The following is a 26,522-nucleotide window of genomic DNA, read 5'->3' on the forward strand; positions in this document are numbered from 1 at the left end:
TGGCACAGTTGCATTTTTTGCAGCGCATCATATGATGATCATAATCTTACAAGATTATTCCAGGGAGCCCGCCATGGCCACCGATCCCGTCGTCATCGTTTCCGCCGCCCGCACCCCGCTCGGCCGCTTCATGGGCGAGCTGTCGCCGCTCGCTGCGCACAAGCTCGGCTCGCATGTGATCTCCGCCGCGCTGGAACGCGCAAAACTCGCGCCGGAGAAGGTCGACGAGGTCTTCATGGGTTGCGTGCTGCCCGCCGGCCAAGGCCAGGCGCCGGCCCGCCAGGCAGCGCGCGCGGCGGGCCTGCCCGATGCGACCGGCGCGACCACCGTCAACAAGGTCTGCGGATCCGGGATGAAGGCGACCATGCTGGCGCACGACATCATCCGCGCAGGTTCCGCGGAGATCGTCGTCTCAGGCGGTATGGAGAGCATGAGCAACGCGCCCTATCTCTTGGCGAAGGCGCGCGGCGGCTACCGCGCCGGCCATGAGCGCATCATCGACCACATGACGATGGACGGGCTGGAGGATGCCTACGAGACCGGCCGCTCGATGGGCGACTTTGGCGAGGCCACCGCAGAAGCCTATCAGTTCACGCGCAAGGATCAGGACGCCTTTGCGATGGAGACGCTCAGCCGCGCGCGCAAGGCGGTGGAGAGCGGCGCGTTCAAGGCCGAGATCGCACCGATCACGCTCAGCGAGAAGGCCGGTCCCCGCATCATTGCCAATGACGAGCATCCGCTGAAGGTCGATCCGGCAAAGATCCCCGGATTGAAGCCGGCGTTCCGCGCCAACGGCACCATCACGCCGGCTGCCTCATCTGCCAATGCCGACGGGGCGGCCGCCCTCGTGCTGACAAGGCGCGCGCTGGCCGATCGCAGCGGCCTGCCGCTCCTGGCCGAGATCAAGGGCCACGCCACCCATAGCCAGGAGCCGCAATGGTTCACCACCGCGCCGATCCCGGCGATCCGCAAGCTGCTGGACAAGGTCGGCTGGGGTGTCGATGACGTCGACCTGTTCGAGATCAACGAGGCCTTTGCCGTTGTCGCGATGGCCGCGCAGCGCGACCTCGGTATTCCCAGAGAGAAGCTCAACGTCAATGGCGGCGCCTGCGCCCTCGGCCATCCCATCGGCGCCACCGGCGCGCGGCTGATCGTGACGCTGTTGCATGCGCTGGAAGCGCAAAATCTGAAGCGCGGCGTTGCGGCGCTGTGCATCGGTGGCGGCGAAGCCACTGCGATCGCGGTGGAACGTTTTGCGCACTAGGCAGAATGTCCGAAATTGAGGGAAGCCTGTCATTTTAGACGCGCGCGAGTCGTGCCACAATGCCAGGCTCGAACAGGTCGCGCTAAATCCTCCAGGTAAGGTTGGGGCCCAATGATTTCGAACTGGCTCGCGGCAGCACTCGGCCGTCGCAACATCCACTACGGCTGGGTGATGGTCGGCGTGACCTTCCTCGCCGCGCTGATCAGCGCCGGCACCGTCGGCGCCCCCGGCGTGTTCATCGTGCCCCTGCAAAAGGAATTCGGCTGGAGCACCGCGGAGATTTCCTCGGCGCTCTCGATCCGCTTCATCCTGTTCGGTCTGATGGCGCCGTTCGCGGCCGCTCTCCTCAACCGCTACGGCCTGCGCAACGTGACGCTTACTGCGCAGCTCATCGTCGTCTCGGCGCTGGTGGCTTCGCTCGCGATGACGAAGGTCTGGCAGCTCATGCTGCTGTGGGGCGTCGTGATCGGCATCGGCACCGGCATGACCGCGCTGGTGTTAGGGGCCACCATCGCCACGCGCTGGTTCGCCGCGCGGCGCGGCCTCGTGGTCGGCATCATGACCGCGAGCGTCGCCACCGGGCAGCTCGTATTCTTGCCGCTGCTTGCCAGTCTCACCGAACGCTTCGGCTGGCGCCTTGCCCTCAGCTTCGTCTGCGTGATGCTCGGCGTCTCAGCAACCGCCGTGGCGCTCGCGATGCGCGACCGCCCGAGCGACGTGGGCCTGCGTCCGTTCGGCGACGAGGGCAGCGAGCCCCTGCCCGTCCCGCCGGTCAGCCACGCGCCGATCACGGCTGTTGCGCTCGGCACGCTGCGCGATGTTTCGACGTCCAGTGCGTTCTGGATCCTGTTTGCGACCTTCTTCGTCTGCGGCGCCTCGACCAACGGCCTCGTCCAGGTCCATCTGATCCCGATGTGCCTCGATTTCGGCATCCCGCAGGTGCAGGCCGCGAGCCTGCTCGCGGCGATGGGCATCTTCGACTTCTTCGGCACCATCATGTCCGGCTGGCTATCCGACCGCTACGACAATCGCTGGCTGCTGTTCTGGTATTATGGCCTGCGCGGGCTCTCGCTGCTGTTCCTGCCGTTCAGCGACTTCTCCTTCTACGGCCTGTCGCTGTTTGCAATGTTCTACGGTCTCGACTGGATCGCCACCGTGCCACCGACGGTACGCCTGACGGCGCAGAAATTCGGCCCCGAGCGCGCCAATCTGGTGTTCGGCTGGATTTTTGCCGGCCACCAGCTCGGCGCCGGCTCCGCCGCCTTTGGCGCCGGCCTGTCGCGGACGCTGCTCGCGAGTTATCTGCCCGCCTTCTTCATCGCCGGCGCGCTCTGCATCTTCGCATCACTGATCGTGCTGGCGCTCGCGCGACAGCCGAAGCCTGCGATGGCACTGGCAGCCAGCAAATGATGGTGGTGCGGATCTAGTACTTCAGCGTGGTGGTCAGACCGAACACTGCGGCGTCGCCGATGCGCGAGACGCCGGTCGAGTCATTTGGATTCGGGATGCCGCCGGACGGCCGCCACACGTATTGGAAATAAGGGGCCAGCAGCCAGCCCGGCTTGATGTGCGCCTCGTAGATCACTTCAAGCAGGGTCTCATTGCTGCGTACGGGGCTCTGGATTCCACTGAAGAACTGCGTGTCGACATCGAGGCTTCGGGCAGAGCCCGATATCCGCATATAGGCCATCCCGACCCCGAACCGGTCGAGGGGGCGGCCGGGGGTAAAGCCGACGAAGCCGACGCCGCCGTCGAGATAGAGGTCGATCAGGTTGCGGTCAGGCGGGCTGTAGGCGATCCGGCCGAACGCCGTGACGCCCGGTATCGACGCGGAGACGGTTTTCTCGGTCACCCCCGGCGGCCGCCAGAGGGTCTGCTCCACCACCGCGTAGATTCCATAGTTGCCGCGCAGCTGGGCCGGGATGCCGCTCCCGGTGGGGTCGGCGATAGAAAGGCCCTCGGCTGTAAAGCGCTGGCTGTTGAAATCGCCAAGGTGATACCAGCCACCGGGCGTAAAATTGCCGGCGAGCGAGCTCCCACCGATATCGAGATGATAGTCGAAGTGAACCTGCCCGATGAGCCACGGCGGATCATTGACGCGAAACGCCAGTCCATGATTGTCGCGCGTCTGCGGATCGCCGTCACCGGGCCGCGCCGGATTGCCGTTGAAAACGGCACCGAAGAGGGTCACGTTGTCCGAAACCGCGGCCTTGACGCGAATTCCCGGCACCGCAATCGGCGGGGCTGGCCCGCCCGCCGGCAGGTTGGTGGCCTTGATTGCCGGCCAGCCGAAGGTGCCGTTGATGAAGAGGTCATCCGTTTCGCTGTCGAAGAATTCGACGTCCGCCGCCTGCTGGCCGGCCCTGATGTTCAACCTGCCGTCGAACAGGCTTTGCTCTAAATAGGCGTTGTAGAGCCTGGTGTCGGGCAACGCCTCGATCTCGCTGATGGTGGCGAGATTGTAGATGTAGTTGCGCGTCAGCCCGCGACCGTAGATCTCGAAGGCGTTGGCGTAGAAGCGGCCACCCGTCCAGCCAACGAGCTTGTCGAGGTCGGCGTCAACGGAGAAATCGAACCGACCGAAATGGATGGCGCCCCGTGCGACGCCTCCGGATACATTGCCGATGTTGTCGCCGATATAGGTGAGGCCGAAATTCAGGCCCTTGTTGGCGAGCCCATCGTGCCAGTCGTTGAACCATTTTGGCGTCAACCAATCTGCCACGCTCTCATCCTTGGCACCGGCGAATGCGTTCGTGCTTGCCCACGCGCCTGCAAGGCACGCCGTCACGATTGCGAGCACACTTCGCAACGGAGACATTACTCTGCACACATGGTTGAAGCCGGATCGCGTGCTATTTGAGAATGCCCATGCGCCGCATGAAGTAATAGGCGAGGCCCGCAGAGGCGACCATCAGGCAGGCCGCATAGATGAAGCCCTCCTCGACGTCCGTCAGCGGCAGGCCCTTGGTGTTCATGCCGAAGATTCCGGTGATCAGTGTCGGCGGCAGCAGCAGCGTGGTCACGATCGACAGCGTATGAAGATGCCGGTTGCTCTCTTCTTCATTCTTGAAGTGCAGCTCTTCCTCAAGCAGGCGGGTCCGTTCACGGAGCTCAACAATGTCGTGGTCAAGGCCGTCCAGGCGTTGCGCGAGTTTGCCAGCCTGAATTCGCAACTCCGGGGGCAGATCGTCCCCATGCTTCTGGTCAAGTCGATGAAACAGGATTCGAAGTCCCGTCAACTGGCGATGCAGCCGGACGCAAGTGCGACGCTGCCGGCTCAGAATGCTGCGCATCTCCGGCTTGGCATCATCGGCCGCGATCTTTTCTTCGATGCCGTCGATGTCCTGACCGATCCTGTCGGCCATGCGGTCCATGGTGTCGGCGACCTCGTCGACGATCTTCTCCAAGAGAGCTGCGACATTCGCGACGCGGTAGCCGCCCTCGAGCATCCGACGTGTCGCATCGGCCGAGCACAGCGCCTGATGGCGACCGCTGATCAGAAGCTGTCCGGTCATCGCAAAGCGCAGGAACGCGGTTTCTTCGGTCGGGCTCTCGATGTCGCGCACGAGGTCGGAAAACACGCCGTAGACGCAGTCATCGATGACGTGGAGCTGCTGAAACGTGTCCTTGGACAGGAGCAGCTCGCGCGCGAGCGGCGGCAGGCCGGAGGCCGCGATCCACGGCCGCGCCCGCGCATCGGTCAGATTGAAATGCAGCCAGAGCCGGCCATCATGGCTGAACTCGATCGGCTGGTCGATCGGCAGCGCCTCAGCGCTGCCGTCACTGTGCAGGCGGAACGCCCAGACCAGGCCGGGAATAGCCAGCGCAGAATCATCCGTTACGCTGGCAAGCGTTACTTGCTCAACCATGCTCACCCCCACGTCAATGCAGCCCAGGTCCGGGGGCTGTTTGCCTCCTCCCGACCTTCGCGGGTACTTAATTGGATTACACCAGTGTTACAGTTTGATGATGCGAGCCGACGAGATCCGCCGCCCTACTCCGCGGCCAACCCCGTCGCGGCCGCCGCCTGGGCTTCCTTGATGTAGTCGTGCACGACGCGGCCGAACGGCAGGGTCAGGTCGGCGATATAGTGATGCGCGCCGACCACGCGGCGGACCGGGAAATCCGCAACCGGCGCATTGACGTGGGGCACGAGGTGCAGGCGACCGGGCCCCATCCAGGAGCCCTTCGGAACGATGTCGGTGAGGTTGATCGCGACGAGCTGGCAGACCTCGAGCTGGCCGTCGACGCCTGGGATCATCTTCAGATTGATTTGTGTCTTCGACAGCGTGGCGCGGGTGAGATCACCGTTGCCGGCCATGCTCTCGTGCTTGTAGCCCATCGTGCCCATGGCGACGAGCTGACCGGCATATTCCAGCGTGCCGGTCAGGGTATCCTTGACGATCTCGAGCTTGGGGTGAGCGTACTTCTTGGGAAAGCCCCAGATTTCGCGCCCCGCCGCGATCGGCGGATCATCGTCGAGATACATCTGTGAGACGAAGTTCACCTCTTCGCCGTGCAGGCGCGCGGGGATCACCAGACCGGACTCGGTGTAGCTGCCGAAGCCGGAGGAGTCCGGCATCCTGATCCATTCGTAATGCACGATCGCTTGGTCGATCGGCTCCAACGGCTCAGGCAGGCCGGCGCGGATCAGGTCCGGATCGGTCTCGTAGGTGATGACGAGGAATTCGCGGTTGATGAAGCGATAGGGACCGGCGGGATAACTCGGTCCGGCGGCCGGCATGGACGGGAGTCTCAGAACGTCTTCCCTGCGCATCTTTGATCTCCTGTGTGACGCTGGTGTGATGTCCGCCTGGCAGCTGCAAGCCTAACGCGAATTGCTAGCCGCCGTCATTGACTGCGATGTGATGGATTTCCGTCAGGCGCGTGACCCCTCCGTCATTCCCGGCGCGATGGGCCTGCATGTCCGCGATGCATCGGCGCCGCAATTGTCATCACGCCGTCATTGCGGGGCGCAATCGTCCGGGCGAGGCAGGGAGACAGCGCCATGGACGCCCGCACGTCGCAACCGACATATCAGACAAATCAGCCTCCCTCGCGGGGCTGGCGGCCCGAGCGCTGCGATCGCGTCGCGCTGGTGCTGCAAGGCGGCGGCGCGCTTGGCGCCTACCAGGCCGGCGTCTATCAGGCGCTGCATGAGGCCGGCATCGAGCCCGACTGGGTCTGCGGCGTCTCGATCGGTGCGATCAACTCAGCCATCATCGCGGGCAACAAGCCGGAGAAGCGGCTCGATCAGCTTCGCATTTTCTGGGAGCGCATCACCAACCGCAAGATCTGGCACTACACGCCTGATGGCGACGTCTTCCGCCAGTGGCGCAATCTCACCAGCGCGTGGATGACGTCGGCGATGGGCCAGCCGGGCTTCTTCACCCCGCACCAGGTCAATCCCTGGTTCAGCCCGGTCGGCGCCAGGACTGCAACCAGCTATTACGACACGACTCCCTTGCGCGACAGCTTGCGCGAGCTCGTCGATTTCGACCTGATCAACGAGAAGAAGATCCGCTTCGCGGTCGGTGCGGTGAACGTGCTGTCGGGCAACTTCATCTATTTCGACAATGCCCATGATGAGATCCACCCCGAGCACGTCATGGCCTCCGGCGCGCTGCCGCCGGCGCTGCCGATGGTCAGGATCGGCACAGATCATTTCTGGGATGGTGGCATCGTCTCAAACACGCCGCTCCAGCACCTGCTCGACCAGGAGGACGATCTCAATTCGCTGGTGTTCCAGGTCGACCTGTTCAGCGCGCGCGGCGTGCTGCCGCGCTCGATCCAGGACGTCATGGCCCGCCACAAGGACATCATGTATTCCTCGCGCACGCGCCACAACACCGACGTCTACCGCCGGACGCACAATCTGAAGGTCCTGCTCTACAAGGCGCTGGCGAAGCTTCCCGACGAGCAATTGTCCGAAGAGGAACGCCAGCTCAAGGCGAGCCTGCGCAACATGCCGGAGATCGCGATCCTGCATTTGATCTATCAGCAGAAGGCCTATGAGGGCGACGCCAAGGACCACGAATTCTCCGGCACCTCCATGCGCGAGCACTGGACGAGCGGCTACGAGGATACCAAGCGCACGCTGAAGCGCCGCGACTGGATCAAGATGCCCGAGGAAGGCATGGGGCTGGTCGTCCACGACGTGCACCGAGAGACGGAGAGCGCGTAAGGACTGAAACCGCCTTCGCCCGTGCAGGAGCGCGCCCCCTTTGGTGACGCTCCGACCAAAAGTGTGAAAACAACCCCATGCACAGTAGCCGACGGCCGGCGGGGACGATCTTCGCATTTTACGAAATCATGTGACACGTCGGGCAGATCGGGGGTATTATGGCATCATAGGGCGTTGTGCATGACGCTCTTGCCCTAGAGCCCCGCTCCCCACATCAAGCGTCCTTGCCTGGGCGTCCGCGACGGGCGGTGCAGGACACGAAATCCAGCGGGTCGCTGGCGAGCAGCTCGATTTCCGCCCGCTCCAAAGGCGTTAGCGCGGATCCGAAGCCGGGATCGGCCAGGCGCTGGCGCAAGACGGCGATGGCGGCCTGGTGGTCCGAGTTGGCATAGGCCGTTGTTGCAACCATCAGACCGGGCTCGCCGAAGAAGCGATGGATGACCTCGCCGAGGCTTTTGCGAGTCTTGAAATATTGCAGGAGCATGGCGTCGCGGCCGGCGGGGCCGGCTTCGCTCGCGAGCCGGGCGGCGGTGGCACTCACATCCAGATAGCGCGGCAGCGAGATCGTTTCGCCGGCCTTTGGCACCTCCGTGACGTAATGCAGGCCGCGGTCGCCAACCGCATAGCGGTCGGTCTGAAAGCAGCGTGCCCGCCGGACTTCGGCAATCTGCTCATCCGCCGTCGCGACATTGCTGAACGTTCCGTTCGGCCGTCTCTTGACCCCGCTCTCTTGGGAGCCAAAGGGGATATCCGGCCGCAATTTCTTCATCAGCGCTCCGAAGATGCCGGCCTCGTGACTGCGGGCCGCGAGCATGTCCTCGATCGCTTCCTGGTCGCATCCACTTGGCGGCGTACTCCCGAACAAGGCCCCGCCGATTCCCTGTCTCTGGCAACGCGCCCCCTCTCCTGCCGCCGCGAAAACGGTTCGCAGCGACCCGGGGTCGAGAGCCTGCACGAGCGCGGAGGGCCTGGTGAGGTCGGCGCTGTGGGCCCACAGAAACAGGCCGATCGCGATGACTGCTCCCACCGTCGTCTCGCGCGTCAGCCCGAACCGGTTGAACTCGGCATCGAACGAAGCCTCTGAGGTCTCGAGACTGGCCTCGCGCAGTGAACTGCGCAGACGTGTGACATCGAAAGCAGACGACGATCGGCGACCGAAGCTGGCCGCGGCGCCGACTGTCTGCGGCCTCGTGTCGCGCCGCGCAGGCGCGATCAGGGCCATCGAACCGGTGACGGAGACGATCGCGGCGACCCGCTCGGCGATCGTGGGATGGGTGGCGAAAGCTCCCTTGTGCGCGCCGTCGATCATCATGGCGTCCTGGCCGGCCGCGAGCCCCGGAATTGCACTGCGCCCCTCGATGCGTTGCAGCGCCGAGACGAGCGCGGCAGGATTCTGGGTCAGCCGGACGGCTTCCGCATCGGCGATGAATTCGCGTGCCGACGCGATCAGCAGCCGCACGAGGTGACTTCCGTCATGCGCCAGACGGTGCAGGAACGAGACGATGAGAAAGAGCACGACCATCATCGGAAATACCAGAGCCAAGACCGGCAGTGCCAAGGCCTGCGAGATCCGGTTGGCCTGCTTCCCATTGCTGCGAGGCTGCAGCAGGCTCAGCGTATCGAGGCAGACATTCGTGGCCGCGATCAGCCGGATGTCTCCGTTGACCACGTGCATGATTTCATGCGCAGCGACCGCCGCGAGCTCATCGTCGTCAAGTGCGTCGATCAGGCCCTTGGTGAAGACCAGCACGGCATCCTTCTGCCGGATTCCGCAGGCAAACGCGTTCAGCGCCGGACTGTCGATGACGGCGACATAGGGGGTCGGCAGGCCGGCCGCGATCGTCAGCGGTTCGACGATACGGCAGAGCCGCGGCTCGTCCTGATCGTCCACGAAGCGAAATTCCGTTTTCCGCCTGATGGTGCGGACGTGCCATGCCATCTGCACCGCAAACAGCAAGGCGCCGACGATCGTGACGACCGGCACCCAGCGGATGAAATAGCCGGTCCATCCATAGAGCGGCGCATGCTCCGGATCGTGCATGGCCAACGGCACCAGCAGCGCCAGCATGGCGAGCAGGTGAAACGCCAGCACAAAGCCCGCGAACAGCGCCAGCGAGCGCGTATCATTGCTGCGGACGTGGCCATAGAGCCCGTTAACCGCCATGGCGATATCCCATGTCTTTCAGAAATCTGTCTTCGATCAGAATTTGACCGCGAGAGGTTCGTCGATCAGAACGCGTTCGATACCGAGATCGTAGGGCGTGCGCGCGTCCATCTTGAACAGACGGCCGATATAGCTGCCGGGAAACTGGCGCAGCGTGGTGGCGTATTCTTCGACGGCGAGGTTGTAGAAGCGGCGCGAGGCGGTGATGCGGTTTTCGGCGTCGACGAGCTCGCGCCGCAGCTCGGCGAAGTGCGTGGACGCCTTGAGCTCGGGAAAATGCTCGGCCATGCCGATCAGGGCGTTGATGTTCTGCGTCAGATTGTTCTCGGCGCTGAGCCGCACGTCCGGGCCGGCTGCAGAGAGCGCCTCGGCGCGGGCCTTGGTGACGCCGATCAGAATGTCGCTTTCATGTTTGACGAAACCGCGCACCGTCTCGACCAGTGGCGGGATCAGATTGTGGCGATGCTTGAGATGAACGTCGATGTCGCCGAACGCAGTTTCGCAGCGCTGATCGAGCGCGACCAGACGATTATGCGTCGCGTAGGCGACGTAGGCCGGTATCGCAATCGTCATCAATAATGTCGCCAGGCAAATAAATATGACCGTCAATAGCATGACCCGCTCTCCCTTGGGGTGCATCCCAAGGTAGCGTCAGGCGGTTGCGGAAACGTTGCAAGAAACAGCTAAAAGTTGCTGAAAAGCATAAGGCCACCTTAAATGAATCGGGTGTCTACTCGACGCGGATTTTCACACAGGGGTTTTGTCATGGCTGAATCGATTTTCGCGCGTGTGTCCCGTCTGCTGTCGGCGACCGTCGAGGACACTGTCGACCGTATGGAGCAGGCCGGCAGCGATGCCGTGATGCGCGAGGCGATCCGCGAGGCGGATCGTGCGATCGATCAGGTGAAAGCGGAGCTCGAATCCACGATGGCGCGCCGGCTGCAGGCCGCCCGTCAGCAGAAGATGCTCGGCGAGCGTGTCGAGGAGCTCACCGCCAAGGCCCAGTTCGCCGTGAACCAGCAACGGGATGATCTCGCCGAAGCCGCGTTGTCCCGCCAGATCGATTTCGAAGCACAGGCCAAGAAGCTGGACGCCGTGCAGGAACAGGCGCGTGAGCTGGAGAAGCGTCTGGAAGACAGTCTCGCCGCGCTGCACGCCCGCAAGCGTCAGATGGAGGACACTCTGCAGGCCTTCCTGATTTCGCGGCAGCAGGCTGCGCTTGGCGGCGATGGCCCGGCTCAGCCTAACCGCTCTGCAGAGAAGAAGCTCGATGCGGCCGAACAGGCCTTTGATCGCGCCATGGTCGGGGCCGGCGGCGTAGGTTTCACTCGCACCGACGCAAGCACGATCAACCGCGTCGCCGAGATTGATGGCATGCAGAAGAGCGCGACAGTGGCCGAACGGCTGGCCGCGCTGAAAGCCGGTCAGGCCGCCTGATGATCCGCAAACCGCCAGCATCATGGGATCGGATCGACGAGGGCGCAGCCGTCAGAACGATCCGCATGACTTCAACAGTCGCGACCACGGGCGTCGGCGTCGCGCGCCGCAGCGGACAGGCCGTCATTGGCCTGTTCTGTTTCTTCTTTGCGATCATCTGGGGCTTTGCCGCGATTGCCTCCGGCATCGGGGGCAGCTTGCCAAGCCTGATCGGTATTGGCGCGATGGCCGCCTTCATGTTCTGGCGGGGCCGTCGCGCTTTCGCGAAAGCGCGGGGCGAGTAAAGTTCAATCGCCGTCAGAACGAAGTTTTCCGTGGCGCAACAGCCTTTTGCGTCACGGCCTGATCGTCATATTCGCAGGCGGGCCCGGCGTCCTGAGTGGCTCCGCCAGCCTCGCGAACTCGCACAGCAGGGACCGCGTCTTGCGAGGGTCGATGATCTCCTCGACCCAGAACTTTTCTGCCGAGCGGAACGGCGAGCGCAGCTTGTTGAGGCGCTCCTCGATCTCCTTCAACTTCGCCGTCTTATCCTCGGCCGCGTCGATATCGGCGCGATAGGCCGCCTCGATGCCGCCTTCGAGCGGCAGCGAGCCCCAATAGGCCGACGGCCAGGCGTAGCGGATCGAGAAGCGATCGGCCGGCTGATGCACGACGCCGGCTACGCCAAACGCGTTGCGCAGGATCACCGTGCACCAGGGCACCGTGGTCTGGTTGACCGCGGCCATGGCGCGCACGCCGTGGCGGATGGTGGCCGCCTTCTCGGCGTCCAGCCCGATCATGAAGCCCGGGCAATCCATGAGGTAGACGATCGGCAGATGAAAGGTCTCCGCGAAGTCGACCCAGCGCACCACCTTCTGGCAGGCATCGGCGGTCCATGAGCCGCCATAGTGAAAGGGATCGCTGGCGAGCAGCATCACCGCCCTGCCCTCGAGCCGCGCGAGGCCAACGATGACCGGCTTGCCGAAATTGCCGGCGACCTCGAAGAACGAGCCCTTGTCGACGACGGACTCGATGATGGGGCGCATCTTGTAGACCTGCCGGCGGCTCCGCGGCACGGCCTTCGTCAGGGCTTCGTCAATGCGTTCCGGATCGTCATGGCAAGGCAGCGTCGGCGGCAATTCGTAGACCGACGCTGGCAGATACGACAGGAAGCGCCGCGCGCAGGCGAACGCCTCGGCCTCGGTCTCGACGGCATGATCGACCGCGCCGGCGCGGGTCTGGATCTCGGCGCCGCCGAGATCCTGCTTGGACAGATCCTGCCCGAGGCGCTTCACCACCGGCGGTCCTGCGACGAACATCGCGGACGCCTTGGTCATGATGGAATAGTGGCTGGCGGCAAGACGCGCGGCGCCGAGGCCTGCGACCGAACCGAGCCCCAGCGCCACGACGGGCACGCGCGCGAGGTTCTCCGTCGTGAAGCGGTACCAGCGCGTGCCGCCGATGCCGCCCGGCAGGTTCGCCGCGCCCTTGGTCTCGATCGTCTTGACCGAGCCGCCGCCGCCGGAGCCTTCGATGATGCGGATGATGGGCAGACGGAAGTCGTGCGCCATCTCCTCCGCCATCAGTGGCTTGGCGGAGATCGAGGCATCCGCCGAGCCGCCGCGCACGGTGAAATCGTCGCCGACCACCACCACCGTGCGTCCGTCGACCCTGGCGCGGCCGAACACGCAGTTGGCCGGCGTCACATGCTTGAGCTCGCCATGCGCATCGTATTCACCGATGCCGGAGACGGCACCGATCTCGTGAAAACTACCTTTGTCGATCAGCCCGTCGATGCGCTCCCGAACAGTCAGCCGGCCCTGGTCATGCTGTCGCTTGACCTTGTCAACGCCGCCCATCTCCCGCGCGAAGGCTTCGCGCCGGGCGAGCTCGTCGAGTTCCGGCTTCCAGTTCATTCAGTCCCTCCGGCGCGATCGGCTTGTTGTTGTTTCGCACGGCCATCGCGATGGGCTTGCGCTCGAGACGGTTGTTGAGGAAGTCGCCTTCGGCGCCTTCGAGCAGGTCGCCAACCGCCTTGCCGAGCTTGACCATCAGCGGCGCGACCTCGCTGTGCAGCCGCTCCTCGTCATACATCGCTGCCAACAAACCGATCGTGACCACCACGACGGTCTGATATTGCGGCGACCACATCGGCACCGCGACGCCGTTGATGTGCGGGCTCCACAGGCCGCAGGCCACGACATAGCCATGCTCGCGCAGGAACTGCCGATTGGCCTCGATGCGCGGCTTCAGCAGCCGGGCCGCCTCCGGCGCCTCGCGCTCCATCTCCGCAACCAGGGAATCGCCGATCTCCGGCTGCAGCGCCGCCGTATAAGCGGCCCCCGCAGCGGTCGAGGCCATCGCGATCCGGCTGCCGGTTCCTTCGTGCAGGCCGAGCGCGCTCGCCGAGCGGGCGAACTCGAGATAGACGAGATGGAACCGATCGGGGATGACGAAGCCCACCGTCCCCGGCAATTGCTCGGCGACATCCTCGAGCCGCAGGCGGATGAGGTTGCGCAGCTGCGCGCCCTTCATCATCGAGGCGCCCATTGCGACCGCGCTCGGCCCGATCCGGTATTTCTGATCGCGCGGCAGATAAACCAGCTGCCCCATGCGCGTCAGCGTATGCGTGAGCCGCGACACCGTCGAGCGCGGCAGGCCGCAGCGGTTTGAGATTTCGAGATTTCCGAGCCGCGCCTCGTGGCCCTCGAAGCATCGCAACACATCGAATGCGCGCGACACCACCTGGATGACGTCACTTTCGCCGGCCTCGCCCGCGAGCACGCCTTGCCTACTCAATCGCTCCGATCGTCGTCCCATGTTCCCTACCAGTTGTGTTTCGCTCTGCGGAATTAAATTCCGCTTGAAGGGCACGCTACCTCAGGCATCTTGCGACGACAACAAAAAGGCGATTGGCATGCCAGAAATTAAGATCGTCACGGAAGTCGCAGGGCGCATCTGCGCGATTCCCGTTGAAGTTGGGAAAAGTATTACGGATGGCGACGACGTTGCATTCGTCGAAGCCATGAAGATGGAGATCCCGGTGCCCTCACCTTCGGCAGGCACGATCACATCGCTCCTCGTCAAGCTGGACGACGTCGTCGCCGAAGGCCAGGCGATCGCGATCATCGCGAGCTGAGGCCGTAATCAGCATCGCAATCGTGGCAATCTGCTCGAACTGATGGATGAAATCTTTCGTCGAGTCGCTAGTGACCGAATTTTCGGCGGCTCGCGCTCTTCCAGACCGGTTGCGTGTGCCCTGATGGCGTTGCACAAGGAGGGCATGACACCGCTATCATCACCTGCCAGCTCCTGGACACAATCGAAGCCGCCTTTGCTGCGGTTCCTCGACACTTGCTACGCCGAATTCGCCACTGAGGCCTCCGGCGCGGTCGCCGACTACATCCCCGAGCTCAGCAAGGCCGATCCTGCCCATTTCGGCATCAGTCTTGCGACGCTGGATGGCCATGTCTACGAAGCGGGCGACAGCCGGGTGCCCTTCACGATCCAGTCTCTGTCGAAGCCATTCGTGTTCGCGCTGGCGCTCGATATGCTGGGCGCGGTGCGGGTCGAGAGCGCGATTGGCGTCGAGCCCTCCGGCGATCCCTTCAACTCGATCCGGCTCAATGCTGAGAACCACCCGTTCAACCCGATGGTCAATGCCGGCGCGATCGCCTGCACGGGACTGATCCATGAGGGCAAGGGCGAGGCGGCGTTCGAGGAGATTCGCAAGGCACTCGGTCGCTTCGCCGGGCGCGAGCTGGACGTGGACGAGGCCGTCTACAGGTCCGAAAGCCAGACCGGCGACCGTAACCGCGCCATCGCCTATCTCTTGAAAACCAATGCGGTGATCGCGAACAATGTCGCTGAAGTGCTCGACGTCTATTTCCGTCAATGCGCGGTGCTCGTGACCGCGCGCGACATCGCGGTGATGGCGGCAACGCTTGCCAACCGCGGCGTCAATCCGGTCACCGGCGAGCAGGTGGTGACTCCTTACGCGATCTCGCGGACGCTGTCGGTGATGACGTCGTCGGGCATGTACGATTATGCCGGCGAATGGATTTACCGTATCGGCATCCCCGCCAAGAGCGGTGTCGGCGGCGGCATCCTCGCCGCGCTCCCCGCCAGACTCGGCCTCGGCAGCTATTCGCCAAAGCTCGACAAGCACGGCAACAGCGTACGCGGCATCAAGGTCTGCGAGACACTGTCGTCTCACTATGACCTGCACATGCTCAACCGCAGCGACGACGCGCGCAACGCGGTCATCGCCGACTATCACATCGGCCAGATCCCGTCGCGCCGCGTCCGCCGCCTCGGAGAACGCGAGATCCTCGCTGCCCATGAGGAGGAGGTACGGGTCATCGAGCTCGTCGGCACACTGTCGCTCTCCGCCGTCGATTACGTCTCGCGGCGGCTCGCTGCGCGGCCGCGGCCACAGCTCGTGATCTTCGACCTGCATCGCGTTACCTCGACCACACGCGCTGGCGCGCGGCTCGTGGCGGAGGCCTTCGAAGATCTCGCCGCGCTGAATGTCACTGTGGTCCTGTCCGGCGTCCAGCGCACCTCGCGGGAATGGACCACGCTTCGCGAATGGACGGCAACGCTGAAAAACGTTCGCGACTTCTACCTGCTCGACACCGCGATCGAATGGGCCGAAGACCAGATCGTCTATCGCTATGGCGGCGCGATCGATTTTCACGAGACCACGGAGCTCGTCGAGCAGCCGCTGCTTGCGGGCCTGAGCGAGGAAGAGCTGACCGACCTCGGCTCGCTCTGCACGATCCGCACCTATCAGACCGGCGCAAGGATCGTCGCGGCCGGCGATCCCGCCGATTCCCTGTTCTTCCTGCGCAGCGGCGCCGTGCACGTCACGCTGCCCGACGGCGTCCGCCTGGCAACGCTGACGGCCGGCATGGCTTTCGGCGAAATGGCGTTGCTGGAATCGACCCGCTCCGCGGACGTCTTGGCCGATATGGCGGCGACCGCCTTCGAGGTGCCGCTGAAGGATTTCGAGCGTTTTCGTCAGCAGCATCCGCATGCCAGCGAACGCATCATGCGCAACCTCGCGCAACTCCTCGCCGATCGGCTGATCGTCGCTAACGCCAAGGTGGACATCCTGACGTCGACGTAGCGCCGTCAGCGGCTCGCCGCCTCACGCAGGCGCCTGTTGATCTTGGCTGCGCTTGCCTTGAGCAATTCGGATGGCTTCTGGCCGGTCGCCGCACACAAGCAGGCCCAGTAATAGATGACATCGCCGAGTTCATCGACGAGTCCCGCCTCGTCGAGCCAGCTATCGCGCAACAGCTTCTTGATATGCTCGGCGACCTCTCCGGCTTCGCCGGCGAGGCCAAGCCCGAGATAGGATAAACGTTCATTAGTCGGGTGCTCATCGACTTTCGCAATCGTCGCGGCCCAGGCTGCATATTCATCGATCGTCATCGGCATTCCTCGCCGTTTTTTTTGGATCAGCCCACGACCTCCGTCACCGGCTGGAGATCGATCTCGAACGTCTCAAGAAACTTCGATGTCATGATGTAGAAGCCGACCGAAAGCTGCAATTCGACCAGCGCACCCGGCGTGAGCTTTGCGGCGATCGCCTTGAACGTCGCATTCGTCGGCTTGTTGAGCTTGACGATTTCATCCGTGAACGCGAGCGCCGCGCGCTGCGTCTCGGTAAAACACGTCGCCGCCTGCCAGTCGGACAGCGCCTCGTTCTGCTCGTCAGTGACGCCGACATTCTTGCCGATGCGCTTGTGCGCGATGACTTCATAAGGCGCCTCGCAGAGAATCCCGGTCCGCGTGATCGCAAGTTCCCGCACGATCGGGTCAAGCTCGCCCCGGCTCCGGATCGCGCCGCCCAACCGGCAATACTGCACGAAATAATCGGGCGAATGCGACATCATGCGGAAGATATTGGCGTTGCGATTCTTGGCGAGGATATCGCGGGTACGCTCGGACGCCTTGGAAGGATCGGCGTAGTCGATACGGGCCATCAGTCACCTTGGGTATTGCTCTTGTTGCGGCTCTTACGGGCAGTTTCTCAAGACTATTCTTGCGCCGACGCAAGAGCAACATTATCGAGTCAAATTGCCGCCTTATTGCTGAACGACCTTTGCAACCGTCGATATTCGCCGCGTGGGGACAAATCGCAGCGAATACTCGAAGTGGGGTGTTCCGAGTAAAAAAACATGACCGTCGTTTGCGCAGCGCGCGCAACGATGAGTCACGCCCAAGTCTAGGGAGTAAACGGCATGAAGGAAGCCACCAGGAGGGCGGCCTCGGAAGCGTTCGCGCATATGCTGGCGGTGACGGCGATGCTCGTCATCGCCAGCATATTGTTCTACGGGCGCTGAAAAGAGATTTCGTCATTCCGGGGTGGTGCGTACGGGACCGCGCAAAGCGCGCGGCCCGGTAACCAGACCCAGAATTCCGTTCCAGGTTCGGTCCGTTCGACCGCCCCCGAATGACGAAAACCAGTACTTAAACCTTGGTGAAAAACGGAACGAATCTTCCGGCAAACGAGGTGAACTGCGCGGCGACCTCGTCGCCGATTGCGAGGCCCTTCTCACCGTGCGCCATCATGCGAAAGCCCTCGGCGCAGTCGACGAGCAGGATGTTGTAGGGCACATGCGCACGCATCTCGGGCGTTGCGACGCGGCAGACGAGTGTCGTTGCATAGACCGTGCCCTTGCCGCTCGCGCGACGTTCCCGCAGATCTGGCGCACCACAGGCCGCGCAGAAGGTGCGATGGAAGTACTGCACGCCGCCGCATGCCTCGCAGCATTGAAAGACGATCGCCGCATCCCCTTTGGTCCAGTCCGCGATTCGCGCGCTCATCGCACCTGCTCCAGGAACATGCTGACATGGGAGGACAACACGCCACCATCGCCATGCAGCAGCGCGATCGAGGCGTCGCGGACCTGACGATTGCCTGCGCGCCCGGTCATCTGGAGATGCGCCTCCACCAGATGCGCCATCGCGCCGCCAACGCCGCAATGGCCATAGCTGAGGAGGCCGCCATGAGTGTTGAGCGGCATGCGGCCGTCACGGCCAAAATATCCAGCCCGCACGCGCGCGGCGGCCTCGCCACGTCCGGCAAGGCCGAGGTCTTCGAGCAGCATCGCAAGCGTGATGGTGAAGCTGTCATAGACTGCGGCATAGCGCACATCTGATATCGCAAGGCCCGAAGCGTGTTTCGCGCGCGCGATCGAAATCTCGGCGCCAAGCTCGCTGAGCGCCGGCGCTGCGGTCACATGCTGATGGGTGTGCGCCTGCGCGCAGCCGCGGATCCGCACGCCCGTCTTGCTAGTCCGCTCGCAGCTGATCACGAAGGCGGCACCGCCGTCGGAGACCGGGCAGCAGTCGAGCAGCTTTAGCGGCAATGCCACCGGCTTGGACGCCATCACGTCCGTGACCGTGATCGGCTCGTGGAATTGCGCACCGGGATGGGCGCAGGCGTGCGCGCGCATCAGCACGGCGAACTCCGCGAGATCCTCCTCCGTCACGCCGTACTCGTGCATGTAACGGGACGCGACGAGGCCGTAATAAGCGGGGATGGTCGGGCCGAGCGGCACCTCGTAATCGGGATGTCCGACCTGTGCCAAGGCCTGGATCGAGGCATCGCGGCTTTGCCCGGTGAGGCGATTCTCGCCGGCCACAACGAGCACATGCCGTACCGCCCCGGCCTCGATCAGATGATGCGCAAGCATGGTCATCGCGAGGCCCGTCGCGCCGCCGACCTGCACGGCGTGGGCGTAACTCGGGCGTATGCCGAAATGCTCGGCGAAGACGGTCGCCAGCATGATGTGCGGCGACACCGTCGAATAGCCGCAGAGGACGCCGTCAATCTCCGCGCGCGTCAGCCCGGCATCGTCGAGCGCAAGCTGCGCCGCCCGGCTCATCAGGTCGAGCGAAGATGAGCCTTCATGCTTGCCGAAAGGCGTGAGCCCGACGCCGGTGACGAAGCTCATGGTGCTCTCCCCTACTCCGGCGGCGAGCGGGTCACGCCGTCGCGTATCAGAGCCGCAATCTCATCCGCGGAATAGCCGATCTCCTTCAGGATCTCCGCACCGTGCTCGTTGAGGCGCGGTGCGAGCCGCGCCGGTTCGGCGTCGGTGTCCGACCAGGTCGCGGTGACCTTCATGCTGCGGATTGGACCTTCGGTCGGATGGTTGACCACCGGGAAGAAGCCCGTCGCCTCCAGATGCGGATCATGCAGGATCGTTTTCAGATCGTGCATCGGCATGACAGGCACGTCGGCCTTGGTCAAAATCTCGATCCATTCGGCGGTCGTGCGCGTCTCGAAGATGCGCGCGAGCTCGGCATAGACGAAATCGATATTCGCGGCGCGGCCCGCAAAGGTCGCGAACCTCTTGTCGGCGCGCAGATCGTCGCGGCCGGTCGCCTCGAAAAAGTTCTGCCACTGCTTGTCGTTGTAGACGATCACGCTGAGGTAACCGTCCGCGGTTTTGTAAGGCCTGCGGTCGCGCGACAGGTGACGCGCATAGCCGCCCTTGTCGAGCGGCGGCTCGAAGGTCAGCCCGCCCATGTGATCGCCCATGACGAAGCCGGCCATGGTCTCGAACATCGGGATGTCGACGCGCTGGCCGCGCCCGGTGCGGTCGCGATGCACGAGGCTGGCGCAGATCGCGCCGACGGCGGTGAGGCCGACGATGCGATCGACCAGCGCGTTCGGCACGTAGCGCGGCACGCCGTCGCCGGTCTGCGCCATCAGTGCGGGCAGCGCGGTTGCGCCCTGGATCAAATCGTCATAGGCGGGCTTAGCGGCATAGGGCCCGTCCTGACCGAAGCCGAACACGCCGGCATAGACGAGACGCGGGTTGATCGCGGAGACCACGTCGTAGCCGAGTTGAAGGCGCGTCATGGCCTGCGGTCGGACGTTGTAGACGAGGACGTCGGCGTCCCTGATGAGCCGCAGCACGGCGTCGCGGCCGGCCGGCTTCTTCAGGTCGAGGCAGATCGAGCGCTTGCTGCGATTGGTGTTGAGGAATACCGGGCCCATGCCGGCATGACGCATCGGGCCGATCAGCCGGGTGACGTCGCCCTCGAGCGACTCCACCTTGATGATGTCGGCACCATAGTCACCGAGCATCTGGGTCGCATACGGCCCCATCAGCACGGTCGTCATGTCGATGACCTTGATGCCCTTCAACGGCCCCATCGTTCACTCCCGATTGCGCGGGGCTGACTGCCGCCCGCGATTTCGGTCCAGCTAACGGCAGCGGCGGGACCCGAGCAAGGGCGGCGGGCGTATGGCCGCATGCGCCGCCTGCGAGCGCGGCGCGGCCAACTCCGGTTATTTCTTCAGGCGGGCTTCGCGGATCTTGAGCAGCCGCTCAAGCTCATCGTTCTGCTGGTTGATGCGATCGGCGATACGCGCCTCGCTCTGCTCGCCGGACGCGGCGGCGGCCTGCTCGATGAGCTGCCTGATATTGCCCTCGAGGATCGCGATGCGATCGTTGAGTTCGTCGAGTGATAGCGAGCTATCATTGCTCATGATGCATTCCCCGGAAATCAATCAAGAGCAGGAGGGTGAGCGAAGCGAAATGGGGCCACCTTGACATAGCGCAAGGAAGGGTGGGCCCGGCGCATTCGCGCCTTTGCCCACCCTTACGGGTTACTTCAGCGGCTCCAGGACGGAAACGTAGTTGGCGACGGCAGCGCCGCCCATGTTGAAGATGCCGCCGAGCCTGGCGTTCTTGATCTGCATGCCCTCGGGCGCCTGCCCTGCAAGCTGCATCGCGGTCATCACATGCATGGAGACGCCGGTGGCGCCGATCGGATGGCCCTTCGACTTCAGCCCGCCGGACGGATTGACCGGCAGCTTGCCATCCTTCAGCGTCCAGCCTTCCTTGATGGCGCGGGCGCCCTGCCCCCTTGGCGTCAGGCCCATCGCTTCATATTCGATCAGCTCGGCGACCGTGAAGCAGTCGTGGGTCTCGACGAAGGAGAGGTCGGCGAGCGACACGCCCGCCTTCTCCAGCGCGCGCTGCCAGGCAACCGTGCAGCCCTCGAACTGGAGGATGTCGCGCTTGCTCATCGGCAAAAAGTCCTGGGCGTGCGCAGTGGCGCGGAAGCCGATCGACTTGCCCATGCCCTTGGCTGTCTCGGCATCGGCCAGCACCAGTGCCGCGGCGCCGTCGGAGACCAGCGAGCAGTCGGTGCGCTTCAGGGGGCCGGCGACGTAAGGGTTCTTCTCGCTCTCGGAGCGGCAAAACTCGAAGCCAAAATCCTTGCGCATCTGCGCAAACGGGTTGGCAACGCCGTTCTTGTGGTTCTTGGCCGCGATCAGCGCCAGCGCATCGGACTGGTCGCCGTATTTCTGGAAATAGGCGCTGGCGATCTTGCCGAACACGCCGGCGAAGCCGCCGACGGTGTCGCCATCTTCCGGCAAGTACGAGGCCTTGAGCAGGTTCTTGCCGATCTCCGGACCCGGCGTGCGGGTCATCTGCTCGACGCCGACGACCAGCACGATCCTGGCAGCACCGGCAGCGATCGCGCGCAGGCCCTGGTGCACGGCGGCCGAGCCGGTGGCGCAGGCGTTCTCGACACGGGTTGCCGGCTTGAAGCGCAGATGCGGATCGGCCTGGAGCACCAGCGAGGCGGTAAAATCCTGCGGCGAGAAGCCGGCGTTGAAATGACCGAGCACGATCTCATCGACATCGCTGGCCGAGATGCCCGCATCCGCAAGCGCCTCATTGGCGACGCGCGTAACGAGGCTCTCGACGGTCTCGGTGTCGAGCTTGCCGAAAGGCGTATGTGCCCATCCGACGATGCTGGCGGTCATGGTCACTCTCCTCAGGTCTTTCTTTGTCTCCCCTTGCCGATTCTTAGCCCATCGGGCCCAAGACTTCACGCGGCTTTGAGGCCTTTCAGGGTGCGCTGGCAGATGGCAGTTATGCCGGCCCAGTTCCCCGCTTTGATCTCCGCCGCCGGGCATAGCCAGGAACCGCCGACCGCCAGCACGTTGGGCTCGGCAAGCCAGGTCGCCGCATTGGCCTCGCCGACGCCGCCGGTGGGGCAAAAGCGCACATTGGGGAACGGACCACCGAGGGCACGCAGGCCCTTGATGCCGCCGGCCTGCTCGGCGGGAAAGAACTTCGCCAGATCGAAGCCGAACGTCAGCGCCTGCATCAGCTCGGATGCGGTCGCAATGCCAGGGGCGAAGGGCAAGGCGCTGTCGGCGGCGGCCTTCAACAGATCGGGCGTGCCGCCCGGGCTGATCCCGAATTTGACCCCGAGCTTCTCGGCGCGCGCGAGGTCGGCCGGGTTGAGGATGGTGCCGATGCCGACGATCGCCTCCGGCACCTCTGATACCATCGCTTTCGCCGCCTCGATCGCCACGGAGGTGCGCAGCGTCACCTCCAGCGTCTTGACGCCACCGGCAACGAGCGCGCGCGCCAGGGGCACGGCATCCTCGATACGCTCGATGGTGAGGACGGGGATGACGGTCGCGCCCTTGAACAACGCGGCGAGCTTTTCCTGTTTGGCAGTCGTGGTCATTGCGTTTCGATTTTCACTTTGTGGCTTGGCGTGAGGTTGCCGGCCGGGGCCGCTTCTTCGGCGGCATGGCATAGACCGGAATGATGGCACCGGGATAGCAGATCACGAGGCTCGCAAGGCGATGGCCGGCCTGTGCGGCCTCGACCGGATCGGAACCGGCAAGCCGGGCTGCAATATAGGCCGCGGCAAAGCTGTCGCCGGCCGCGGTGGTGTCGACCACCGGCTTGGTCAGCGGCTCGGCACGCACCTCGCTGGTGCCGCCCTGCAAGCGCAACAGGCTGACAGGCTCGGCGAGACGGAACACCAGCTCGGGAGTGGGAATGCGCGCCATCAGCTCGGCATGGCTCTCGCCGGGGTACAGCGCGAGCAGATCCTCCGTCGAGGTTAGCACGATGTCGGCGGCCTCGAATGCCGCGGCAAACACCGCGCGGGCGATGTCGCGATCGGGCCAGGCGCGGGCGCGAAAATTGGTGTCGAACACGAAGCGGGTGCCAAGCAGACGCGCGCGCTTGATCGCCGCAAAAAGGCGCTCGCGCCCGGCCTGATCGTAGATCGAGAGCGTGATCGCGGAGAGATATACGATGTCGTAGCTCATCAGCGAGTTGAGGATCTCGTCCGTCTCCGGCAGATCCATCAGCCGGCGCGCGGCCGCGCTGTCGCGCCAGTGAAAGAACTGCCGCTCGCCGTTGGCATCAAGCTGGATCATGTAGAGGCCGGGCAGCTTGCCGGGCAGACGCAAGACACGCCTGGTGCCGACGCCCTCCGCCGTCCAGGCCGTCACCATCTCATCGCTCAATGAGTCATCGCCGAGCGCAGTGAGATAGTCGACCTTGACCTCGAGCCGCGCGAGATAGACGGCCGTGTTGAGAGTGTCGCCACCGAAGCCGCGCGAGTAGAGCCCGCCGCCCTGCCCACCTCCCTGGGCCTGCCGGAGTTCGACCATGCATTCACCGATGCAAGCAACGCTCGCCATGACTCGACCCACACTGTTCACCGGTTACGTCAGGCGACGAAATTGCCGCCGAGCTCGTCTTCGATGTGAATGCGGATGATATCATCGAAGCTGTTCTCGGCGGTGGTGAAGCCGAGCTCGCGCGAGCGTCGCGCATCGAAATTGCGCGGCCAGCCGCTGACGATGCCGACGATGAAGGGATCCGGCTCCCGCTTGATGCGGGCGGCGACCTTCTCGCCTGCGACCCGCTTCAAGGCCGCGACCTGCTCGCCGACGGTCGCCGAGAGGCCGGGCATGGTGAGATTGCGGCGCGGGCCGACCGCGGCGAGATCCATCGTGCCGGCATGGAGCAGGAAGCCGACAGCGGAGCGCGGCGTGGCGTGCCAGTGGCGGACGTCCTCGGAGACCGGCAGGATCGCTTCCTTGCCGGCCAGCGGCTCGCGCAAAATGTTGGAGAAGAAGCCGGATGCCGCTTTGTTGGGCAGGCCGGGCCGGATGCAGATGGTCGGCAGGCGGATGCCAATGCCATCGAGGAAACCGCGGCGGGAATAGTCGGCAAGCAGCAGCTCGCCGATCGCCTTCTGGGTGCCGTAGCTGAGCAGCGGCGTGTGGAAGAACTCGTCGCCGATCGCATCCGGGAACGGCGCGCCGAACACCGCGATCGACGAGGTGAAGACCACGCGCGGCTTGTAGCCGCCGCCGGTGAGGCGGATGGCGTCGAGCAGCATCCGCGTGCCGTCGAGATTGATGCGATAGCCCTTGTCGAAATCGAGCTCGGCCTCGCCGGAGACGATGGCGGCCAGATGGAAGATCACGTCGGGCCGGCCCGCGATCAGCTTCTCGGCGGCTCCGGGAACGGCAAAATCGCCGGACACAGTCTCGACGGCAAAGCCGGCCTTCTCGGGCTTCTTCGGCTCGACGACGTCATGCATGGTCAGCTTGGTGATGTCGCTCTTGCCGAGCCGGCCGTCGCGCAGCAGCCGTTCGCACAACTTGCGGCCGACCATGCCGGCAGCGCCGAGAACCAGAATGTGCAAGAGCCTACTCCTTCTTGTTGGTCTTGAACGCGCCCGTTCGGACGCGTTCTTACGGCGGGCCCGCAATCATTCCTTCACGGCGCCGGTCATCGCCGACACATAATGCTCCACGAAGAACGCGTAAAGGATAACCAGCGGCAGCGACCCCGCGAGCGCCCCCGCCATCAACGAGCCCCAGCGGTAGATGTCGCCGTCCACGAATTCGTTGACGATCGCGACCGGCACAGTCTTGTTGCTGGTCGATTGCAGGAAGGTCAGCGCGTAGATGAACTCGTTCCAGCATAGCGTGAAGCAGAAGATGAAGGCCGAGATCAGGCCGGGGATTGCCAGCGGCAGCACGATCTTGATTAGGATCTGCCAGCGACTCGCCCCATCGATCAGCGCGCATTCCTCGAGCTCGAAGGGGATGGTCTTGAAATAGCCCATCAACAGCCAGGTCGAGAACGGGATCAGGATGGTCGGATAGGTCAGGATCAGCGCCATCGGCGAGTCGAACAGGCCGTACTGGAACACGACGGTGGCGAGCGGGATGAACAGGATCGACGGCGGCACCAGGTAGGCGAGGAAAATCAGCCCGCCGACGAGATTGGCCCCCTTGTAGCGCAAGCGCACGATGGCATAGGCCGCCAGCACCGATGCAATGATCGAGAGCACCGTGGCGCACACCGCCACGTACATCGTGTTCCAGAGCCAGTGCGGATAGTAGCTCTCGAACAGAAGCTTGTGAAAATGCTTGAAGGTCGGATTCCAGGTCCAGAACGGATTGTACTTGTCGAGATCGAGCAGCTGGTCGTCTGGTTTCACCGAGGTCAGCGCCATCCAGTAAAACGGAAACAAGAGGATCACGACGATGATCGTGAGCGGCAAGTACAGCGTCACGATCCGGCGCGGCACCGACTGCAAATAGCTCATGCCCTCGCTGTTATCGACCCGCGCGGGCGTCGACAGGATGGACTTGAGGCTGACCTTGGAGGCAGGAAGATCAGTCATTGTTCTCTCCCTGTTGCCACTTTCTACGCTGCAGGCCGAACCAGGAGATCATGATTGCGGCAAGCAAGAATGGAATCATAGCACTGGAGATCGCCGCCCCCTCACCAAGCTGCCCCGCGATGATCGCGCGCTGATACGACAGCGTCGCCATCAGATGGGTGGCATTGACCGGGCCGCCACGGGTCATCGCCCAGATCAGCTGGAAGTCGGTGAAGGTGAACAGCACCGAGAAGGTCATCACGACTGCGATGATCGGCGTCAGCAGCGGATAGGTGATGTACCGGAAATTCTGCCAGCGCGTGGCGCCATCCAGCGTTGCGGCTTCATAGAGCGACGGCGACACCGTCTGAAGGCCGGCGAGCAGCGTGATCGCCACGAAGGGCACCCCGCGCCAGATGTTGGCGAAGATCACGCAAATGCGTGCCCAGGTCGTGTCGCCGAGGAAATTGATGTTCTGGCTGATCAGGCCGAGATTCTTCAGCGACCACGAGATGATGGAGAATTGCGCGTCGAAGATCCACCAGAACGCCAGCGCCGAGAGGACGGTAGGCACGATGAACGGGATCAGAACCATTGCCCGCAGCATCGCCTTGAACGGCATGTTCTCATTCAAGAGGAGCGCGAGATAGAGACCGATCGCGAATTTGAAGGCGCTGGCCACGAACGTGTACAGCAGCGTGTTGGTCACCGACAGCCAGAAAATCGAGTCGTCCCACAGCCACTCGTAATTCTCGGTGCCTATGAATTGCCCGACCCTGCCGATGCGCGTGTCGGTGAAGGATAGCCAGACGCCCAGCCCCAGCGGATAGGCGAGGAAGAAAATCAGGAAGGCCATGGCCGGCAGCATGAACCAGAAACCGAGCCAGTTGCGATTGTGCTTGAGCTGGTCCCAGGCGTTGGCCTCGCGAAACCGAGGCTTGGCTTGGGAAGCAACTACGACATCAGCCATGCCCGATACCCCTGATCAGAGTGCGAACGAGCGGGCGGCCAGA

At 63.9% G+C, this 26,522-nt stretch carries 26 protein-coding genes; 7 read left to right on the plus strand and 19 right to left on the minus strand.

Features of this window, described 5'->3' with window-relative positions; genetic code table 11:
* The first annotated feature begins 73 nt into the window (after positions 1 to 73).
* The gene (locus SO156_RS07000) at positions 74 to 1,264 is read left to right on the plus strand and encodes an acetyl-CoA C-acyltransferase (protein WP_498534308.1); all 1,191 of its coding nucleotides are present in this window, start codon (positions 74 to 76) and stop codon (positions 1,262 to 1,264) included.
* 111 nt (positions 1,265 to 1,375) lie between these two features.
* Entirely contained in the window at positions 1,376 to 2,674 is a 1,299-nt protein-coding gene (locus SO156_RS07005) for an MFS transporter (RefSeq protein WP_498534309.1), read from the plus strand.
* 13 nt (positions 2,675 to 2,687) lie between these two features.
* Here the strand turns inward: SO156_RS07005 and SO156_RS07010 are convergent, their stop codons facing one another.
* The 3 genes from SO156_RS07010 to SO156_RS07020 form a co-directional block, all read right to left on the minus strand.
* The gene (locus tag SO156_RS07010; protein WP_498534310.1) at positions 2,688 to 3,986 is read right to left on the minus strand and encodes a carbohydrate porin; all 1,299 of its coding nucleotides are present in this window, start codon (positions 3,984 to 3,986) and stop codon (positions 2,688 to 2,690) included.
* A 130-nt stretch (positions 3,987 to 4,116) separates the two neighbouring features.
* Positions 4,117 to 5,133, minus strand: coding sequence for a transporter (locus SO156_RS07015; RefSeq protein WP_458143484.1), 1,017 nt, complete (start codon positions 5,131 to 5,133; stop codon positions 4,117 to 4,119).
* A gap of 125 nt (positions 5,134 to 5,258) precedes the next feature.
* A complete protein-coding gene (locus SO156_RS07020) occupies positions 5,259 to 6,041 on the minus strand; it encodes an acetoacetate decarboxylase (protein ID WP_458143483.1) in 783 nt (260 codons plus the stop codon).
* Between the two features lie 231 nt (positions 6,042 to 6,272).
* Here SO156_RS07020 and SO156_RS07025 point away from each other — a divergent pair, with 231 nt between their 5' ends.
* Complete coding sequence (locus tag SO156_RS07025) at positions 6,273 to 7,448, plus strand: patatin-like phospholipase family protein (RefSeq protein WP_458143481.1); 1,176 nt, start codon at positions 6,273 to 6,275, stop codon at positions 7,446 to 7,448.
* A gap of 214 nt (positions 7,449 to 7,662) precedes the next feature.
* Here the strand turns inward: SO156_RS07025 and SO156_RS07030 are convergent, their stop codons facing one another.
* Positions 7,663 to 9,612 carry a M48 family metalloprotease gene (locus SO156_RS07030; RefSeq protein ID WP_498534311.1) on the minus strand — a complete coding sequence of 650 codons (1,950 nt, stop codon included), beginning with the start codon at positions 9,610 to 9,612 and terminating at the stop codon, positions 7,663 to 7,665.
* A 36-nt stretch (positions 9,613 to 9,648) separates the two neighbouring features.
* Complete coding sequence (locus SO156_RS07035) at positions 9,649 to 10,185, minus strand: LemA family protein (protein ID WP_498534312.1); 537 nt, start codon at positions 10,183 to 10,185, stop codon at positions 9,649 to 9,651.
* 192 nt (positions 10,186 to 10,377) lie between these two features.
* Here SO156_RS07035 and SO156_RS07040 point away from each other — a divergent pair, with 192 nt between their 5' ends.
* Positions 10,378 to 11,049, plus strand: a complete 672-nt coding sequence (locus SO156_RS07040) for a PspA/IM30 family protein (protein ID WP_449382286.1) — start codon at positions 10,378 to 10,380, stop codon at positions 11,047 to 11,049.
* 65 nt (positions 11,050 to 11,114) lie between these two features.
* Positions 11,115 to 11,333, plus strand: coding sequence for a hypothetical protein (locus tag SO156_RS07045; RefSeq protein WP_458143475.1), 219 nt, complete (start codon positions 11,115 to 11,117; stop codon positions 11,331 to 11,333).
* 51 nt (positions 11,334 to 11,384) lie between these two features.
* Here the strand turns inward: SO156_RS07045 and SO156_RS07050 are convergent, their stop codons facing one another.
* Entirely contained in the window at positions 11,385 to 12,944 is a 1,560-nt protein-coding gene (locus tag SO156_RS07050) for an acyl-CoA carboxylase subunit beta (protein WP_458143474.1), read from the minus strand.
* Positions 12,874 to 13,848 carry an IclR family transcriptional regulator gene (locus SO156_RS07055; protein ID WP_498534313.1) on the minus strand — a complete coding sequence of 325 codons (975 nt, stop codon included), beginning with the start codon at positions 13,846 to 13,848 and terminating at the stop codon, positions 12,874 to 12,876. The genes SO156_RS07050 and SO156_RS07055 overlap by 71 nt, the downstream gene beginning before the upstream one ends.
* A gap of 43 nt (positions 13,849 to 13,891) precedes the next feature.
* Here SO156_RS07055 and SO156_RS07060 point away from each other — a divergent pair, with 43 nt between their 5' ends.
* Entirely contained in the window at positions 13,892 to 14,167 is a 276-nt protein-coding gene (locus SO156_RS07060) for an acyl-CoA carboxylase biotin carboxyl carrier protein subunit (RefSeq protein WP_498534314.1), read from the plus strand.
* A 144-nt stretch (positions 14,168 to 14,311) separates the two neighbouring features.
* Positions 14,312 to 16,159: a glutaminase A gene (gene glsA, locus SO156_RS07065; RefSeq protein WP_498534315.1), complete on the plus strand. Its 1,848-nt coding sequence runs from the start codon at positions 14,312 to 14,314 to the stop codon at positions 16,157 to 16,159.
* 5 nt (positions 16,160 to 16,164) lie between these two features.
* Here the strand turns inward: glsA and SO156_RS07070 are convergent, their stop codons facing one another.
* From SO156_RS07070 to SO156_RS07125, 12 genes are all read right to left on the minus strand, one after another.
* Complete coding sequence (locus SO156_RS07070) at positions 16,165 to 16,467, minus strand: nucleoside triphosphate pyrophosphohydrolase family protein (protein ID WP_458143468.1); 303 nt, start codon at positions 16,465 to 16,467, stop codon at positions 16,165 to 16,167.
* Between the two features lie 26 nt (positions 16,468 to 16,493).
* Positions 16,494 to 17,021, minus strand: coding sequence for a carboxymuconolactone decarboxylase family protein (locus tag SO156_RS07075; protein WP_458143467.1), 528 nt, complete (start codon positions 17,019 to 17,021; stop codon positions 16,494 to 16,496).
* A gap of 487 nt (positions 17,022 to 17,508) precedes the next feature.
* Positions 17,509 to 17,865: a Zn-ribbon domain-containing OB-fold protein gene (locus tag SO156_RS07080; RefSeq protein ID WP_498534316.1), complete on the minus strand. Its 357-nt coding sequence runs from the start codon at positions 17,863 to 17,865 to the stop codon at positions 17,509 to 17,511.
* Positions 17,862 to 18,998: a thiolase family protein gene (locus SO156_RS07085; RefSeq protein WP_498534317.1), complete on the minus strand. Its 1,137-nt coding sequence runs from the start codon at positions 18,996 to 18,998 to the stop codon at positions 17,862 to 17,864. Before SO156_RS07085 ends, SO156_RS07080 begins: the two co-directional genes overlap by 4 nt.
* Before the next feature lie 11 nt (positions 18,999 to 19,009).
* On the minus strand, positions 19,010 to 20,209 hold the full coding sequence (locus tag SO156_RS07090; RefSeq protein ID WP_498534318.1) for a CaiB/BaiF CoA transferase family protein: 1,200 nt from the start codon (positions 20,207 to 20,209) through the stop codon (positions 19,010 to 19,012).
* Positions 20,210 to 20,344: 135 nt separating this feature from the next.
* Positions 20,345 to 20,545, minus strand: coding sequence for a hypothetical protein (locus SO156_RS07095; protein ID WP_458143462.1), 201 nt, complete (start codon positions 20,543 to 20,545; stop codon positions 20,345 to 20,347).
* Between the two features lie 120 nt (positions 20,546 to 20,665).
* Positions 20,666 to 21,835: an acetyl-CoA acetyltransferase gene (locus tag SO156_RS07100; RefSeq protein WP_498534319.1), complete on the minus strand. Its 1,170-nt coding sequence runs from the start codon at positions 21,833 to 21,835 to the stop codon at positions 20,666 to 20,668.
* 65 nt (positions 21,836 to 21,900) lie between these two features.
* Positions 21,901 to 22,551, minus strand: a complete 651-nt coding sequence (gene eda, locus SO156_RS07105; RefSeq protein ID WP_498534320.1) for a bifunctional 4-hydroxy-2-oxoglutarate aldolase/2-dehydro-3-deoxy-phosphogluconate aldolase — start codon at positions 22,549 to 22,551, stop codon at positions 21,901 to 21,903.
* A gap of 13 nt (positions 22,552 to 22,564) precedes the next feature.
* Complete coding sequence (locus tag SO156_RS07110) at positions 22,565 to 23,524, minus strand: sugar kinase (RefSeq protein ID WP_498534321.1); 960 nt, start codon at positions 23,522 to 23,524, stop codon at positions 22,565 to 22,567.
* Positions 23,525 to 23,553: 29 nt separating this feature from the next.
* Entirely contained in the window at positions 23,554 to 24,540 is a 987-nt protein-coding gene (gene denD / locus SO156_RS07115; RefSeq protein ID WP_458143456.1) for a D-erythronate dehydrogenase, read from the minus strand.
* A 66-nt stretch (positions 24,541 to 24,606) separates the two neighbouring features.
* Complete coding sequence (locus SO156_RS07120) at positions 24,607 to 25,530, minus strand: carbohydrate ABC transporter permease (RefSeq protein WP_458143454.1); 924 nt, start codon at positions 25,528 to 25,530, stop codon at positions 24,607 to 24,609.
* Complete coding sequence (locus tag SO156_RS07125; protein ID WP_498534322.1) at positions 25,523 to 26,479, minus strand: carbohydrate ABC transporter permease; 957 nt, start codon at positions 26,477 to 26,479, stop codon at positions 25,523 to 25,525. The genes SO156_RS07120 and SO156_RS07125 overlap by 8 nt, the downstream gene beginning before the upstream one ends.
* Positions 26,480 to 26,522 lie beyond the last annotated feature (43 nt).

It is taken from the genome of Bradyrhizobium sp. UFLA05-125, assembly GCF_059803515.1.

Coding starts and splice junctions, on each gene's coding strand:
- SO156_RS07040 (WP_449382286.1), top strand. CDS start 10,378: ATGGCTGAATCGATTTTCGCGCGTGTGTCCCGTCTGCTGTCGGCGACC.
- SO156_RS07080 (WP_498534316.1), bottom strand. CDS start 17,865: ATGAGCGCGCGAATCGCGGACTGGACCAAAGGGGATGCGGCGATCGTC.
- SO156_RS07100 (WP_498534319.1), bottom strand. CDS start 21,835: ATGACCGCCAGCATCGTCGGATGGGCACATACGCCTTTCGGCAAGCTC.
- SO156_RS07015 (WP_458143484.1), bottom strand. CDS start 5,133: ATGGTTGAGCAAGTAACGCTTGCCAGCGTAACGGATGATTCTGCGCTG.
- SO156_RS07025 (WP_458143481.1), top strand. CDS start 6,273: ATGGACGCCCGCACGTCGCAACCGACATATCAGACAAATCAGCCTCCC.
- eda (WP_498534320.1), bottom strand. CDS start 22,551: ATGACCACGACTGCCAAACAGGAAAAGCTCGCCGCGTTGTTCAAGGGC.
- SO156_RS07055 (WP_498534313.1), bottom strand. CDS start 13,848: ATGGGACGACGATCGGAGCGATTGAGTAGGCAAGGCGTGCTCGCGGGC.
- SO156_RS07125 (WP_498534322.1), bottom strand. CDS start 26,479: ATGGCTGATGTCGTAGTTGCTTCCCAAGCCAAGCCTCGGTTTCGCGAG.
- SO156_RS07090 (WP_498534318.1), bottom strand. CDS start 20,209: ATGGGGCCGTTGAAGGGCATCAAGGTCATCGACATGACGACCGTGCTG.
- SO156_RS07110 (WP_498534321.1), bottom strand. CDS start 23,524: ATGGCGAGCGTTGCTTGCATCGGTGAATGCATGGTCGAACTCCGGCAG.
- SO156_RS07075 (WP_458143467.1), bottom strand. CDS start 17,021: ATGGCCCGTATCGACTACGCCGATCCTTCCAAGGCGTCCGAGCGTACC.
- SO156_RS07020 (WP_458143483.1), bottom strand. CDS start 6,041: ATGCGCAGGGAAGACGTTCTGAGACTCCCGTCCATGCCGGCCGCCGGA.
- SO156_RS07095 (WP_458143462.1), bottom strand. CDS start 20,545: ATGAGCAATGATAGCTCGCTATCACTCGACGAACTCAACGATCGCATC.
- SO156_RS07035 (WP_498534312.1), bottom strand. CDS start 10,185: ATGACGATTGCGATACCGGCCTACGTCGCCTACGCGACGCATAATCGT.
- SO156_RS07030 (WP_498534311.1), bottom strand. CDS start 9,612: ATGGCGGTTAACGGGCTCTATGGCCACGTCCGCAGCAATGATACGCGC.
- SO156_RS07050 (WP_458143474.1), bottom strand. CDS start 12,944: ATGAACTGGAAGCCGGAACTCGACGAGCTCGCCCGGCGCGAAGCCTTC.
- SO156_RS07070 (WP_458143468.1), bottom strand. CDS start 16,467: ATGACGATCGATGAATATGCAGCCTGGGCCGCGACGATTGCGAAAGTC.
- SO156_RS07120 (WP_458143454.1), bottom strand. CDS start 25,530: ATGACTGATCTTCCTGCCTCCAAGGTCAGCCTCAAGTCCATCCTGTCG.
- SO156_RS07085 (WP_498534317.1), bottom strand. CDS start 18,998: ATGAGCTTCGTCACCGGCGTCGGGCTCACGCCTTTCGGCAAGCATGAA.
- glsA (WP_498534315.1), top strand. CDS start 14,312: ATGACACCGCTATCATCACCTGCCAGCTCCTGGACACAATCGAAGCCG.
- SO156_RS07000 (WP_498534308.1), top strand. CDS start 74: ATGGCCACCGATCCCGTCGTCATCGTTTCCGCCGCCCGCACCCCGCTC.
- SO156_RS07005 (WP_498534309.1), top strand. CDS start 1,376: ATGATTTCGAACTGGCTCGCGGCAGCACTCGGCCGTCGCAACATCCAC.
- SO156_RS07045 (WP_458143475.1), top strand. CDS start 11,115: ATGACTTCAACAGTCGCGACCACGGGCGTCGGCGTCGCGCGCCGCAGC.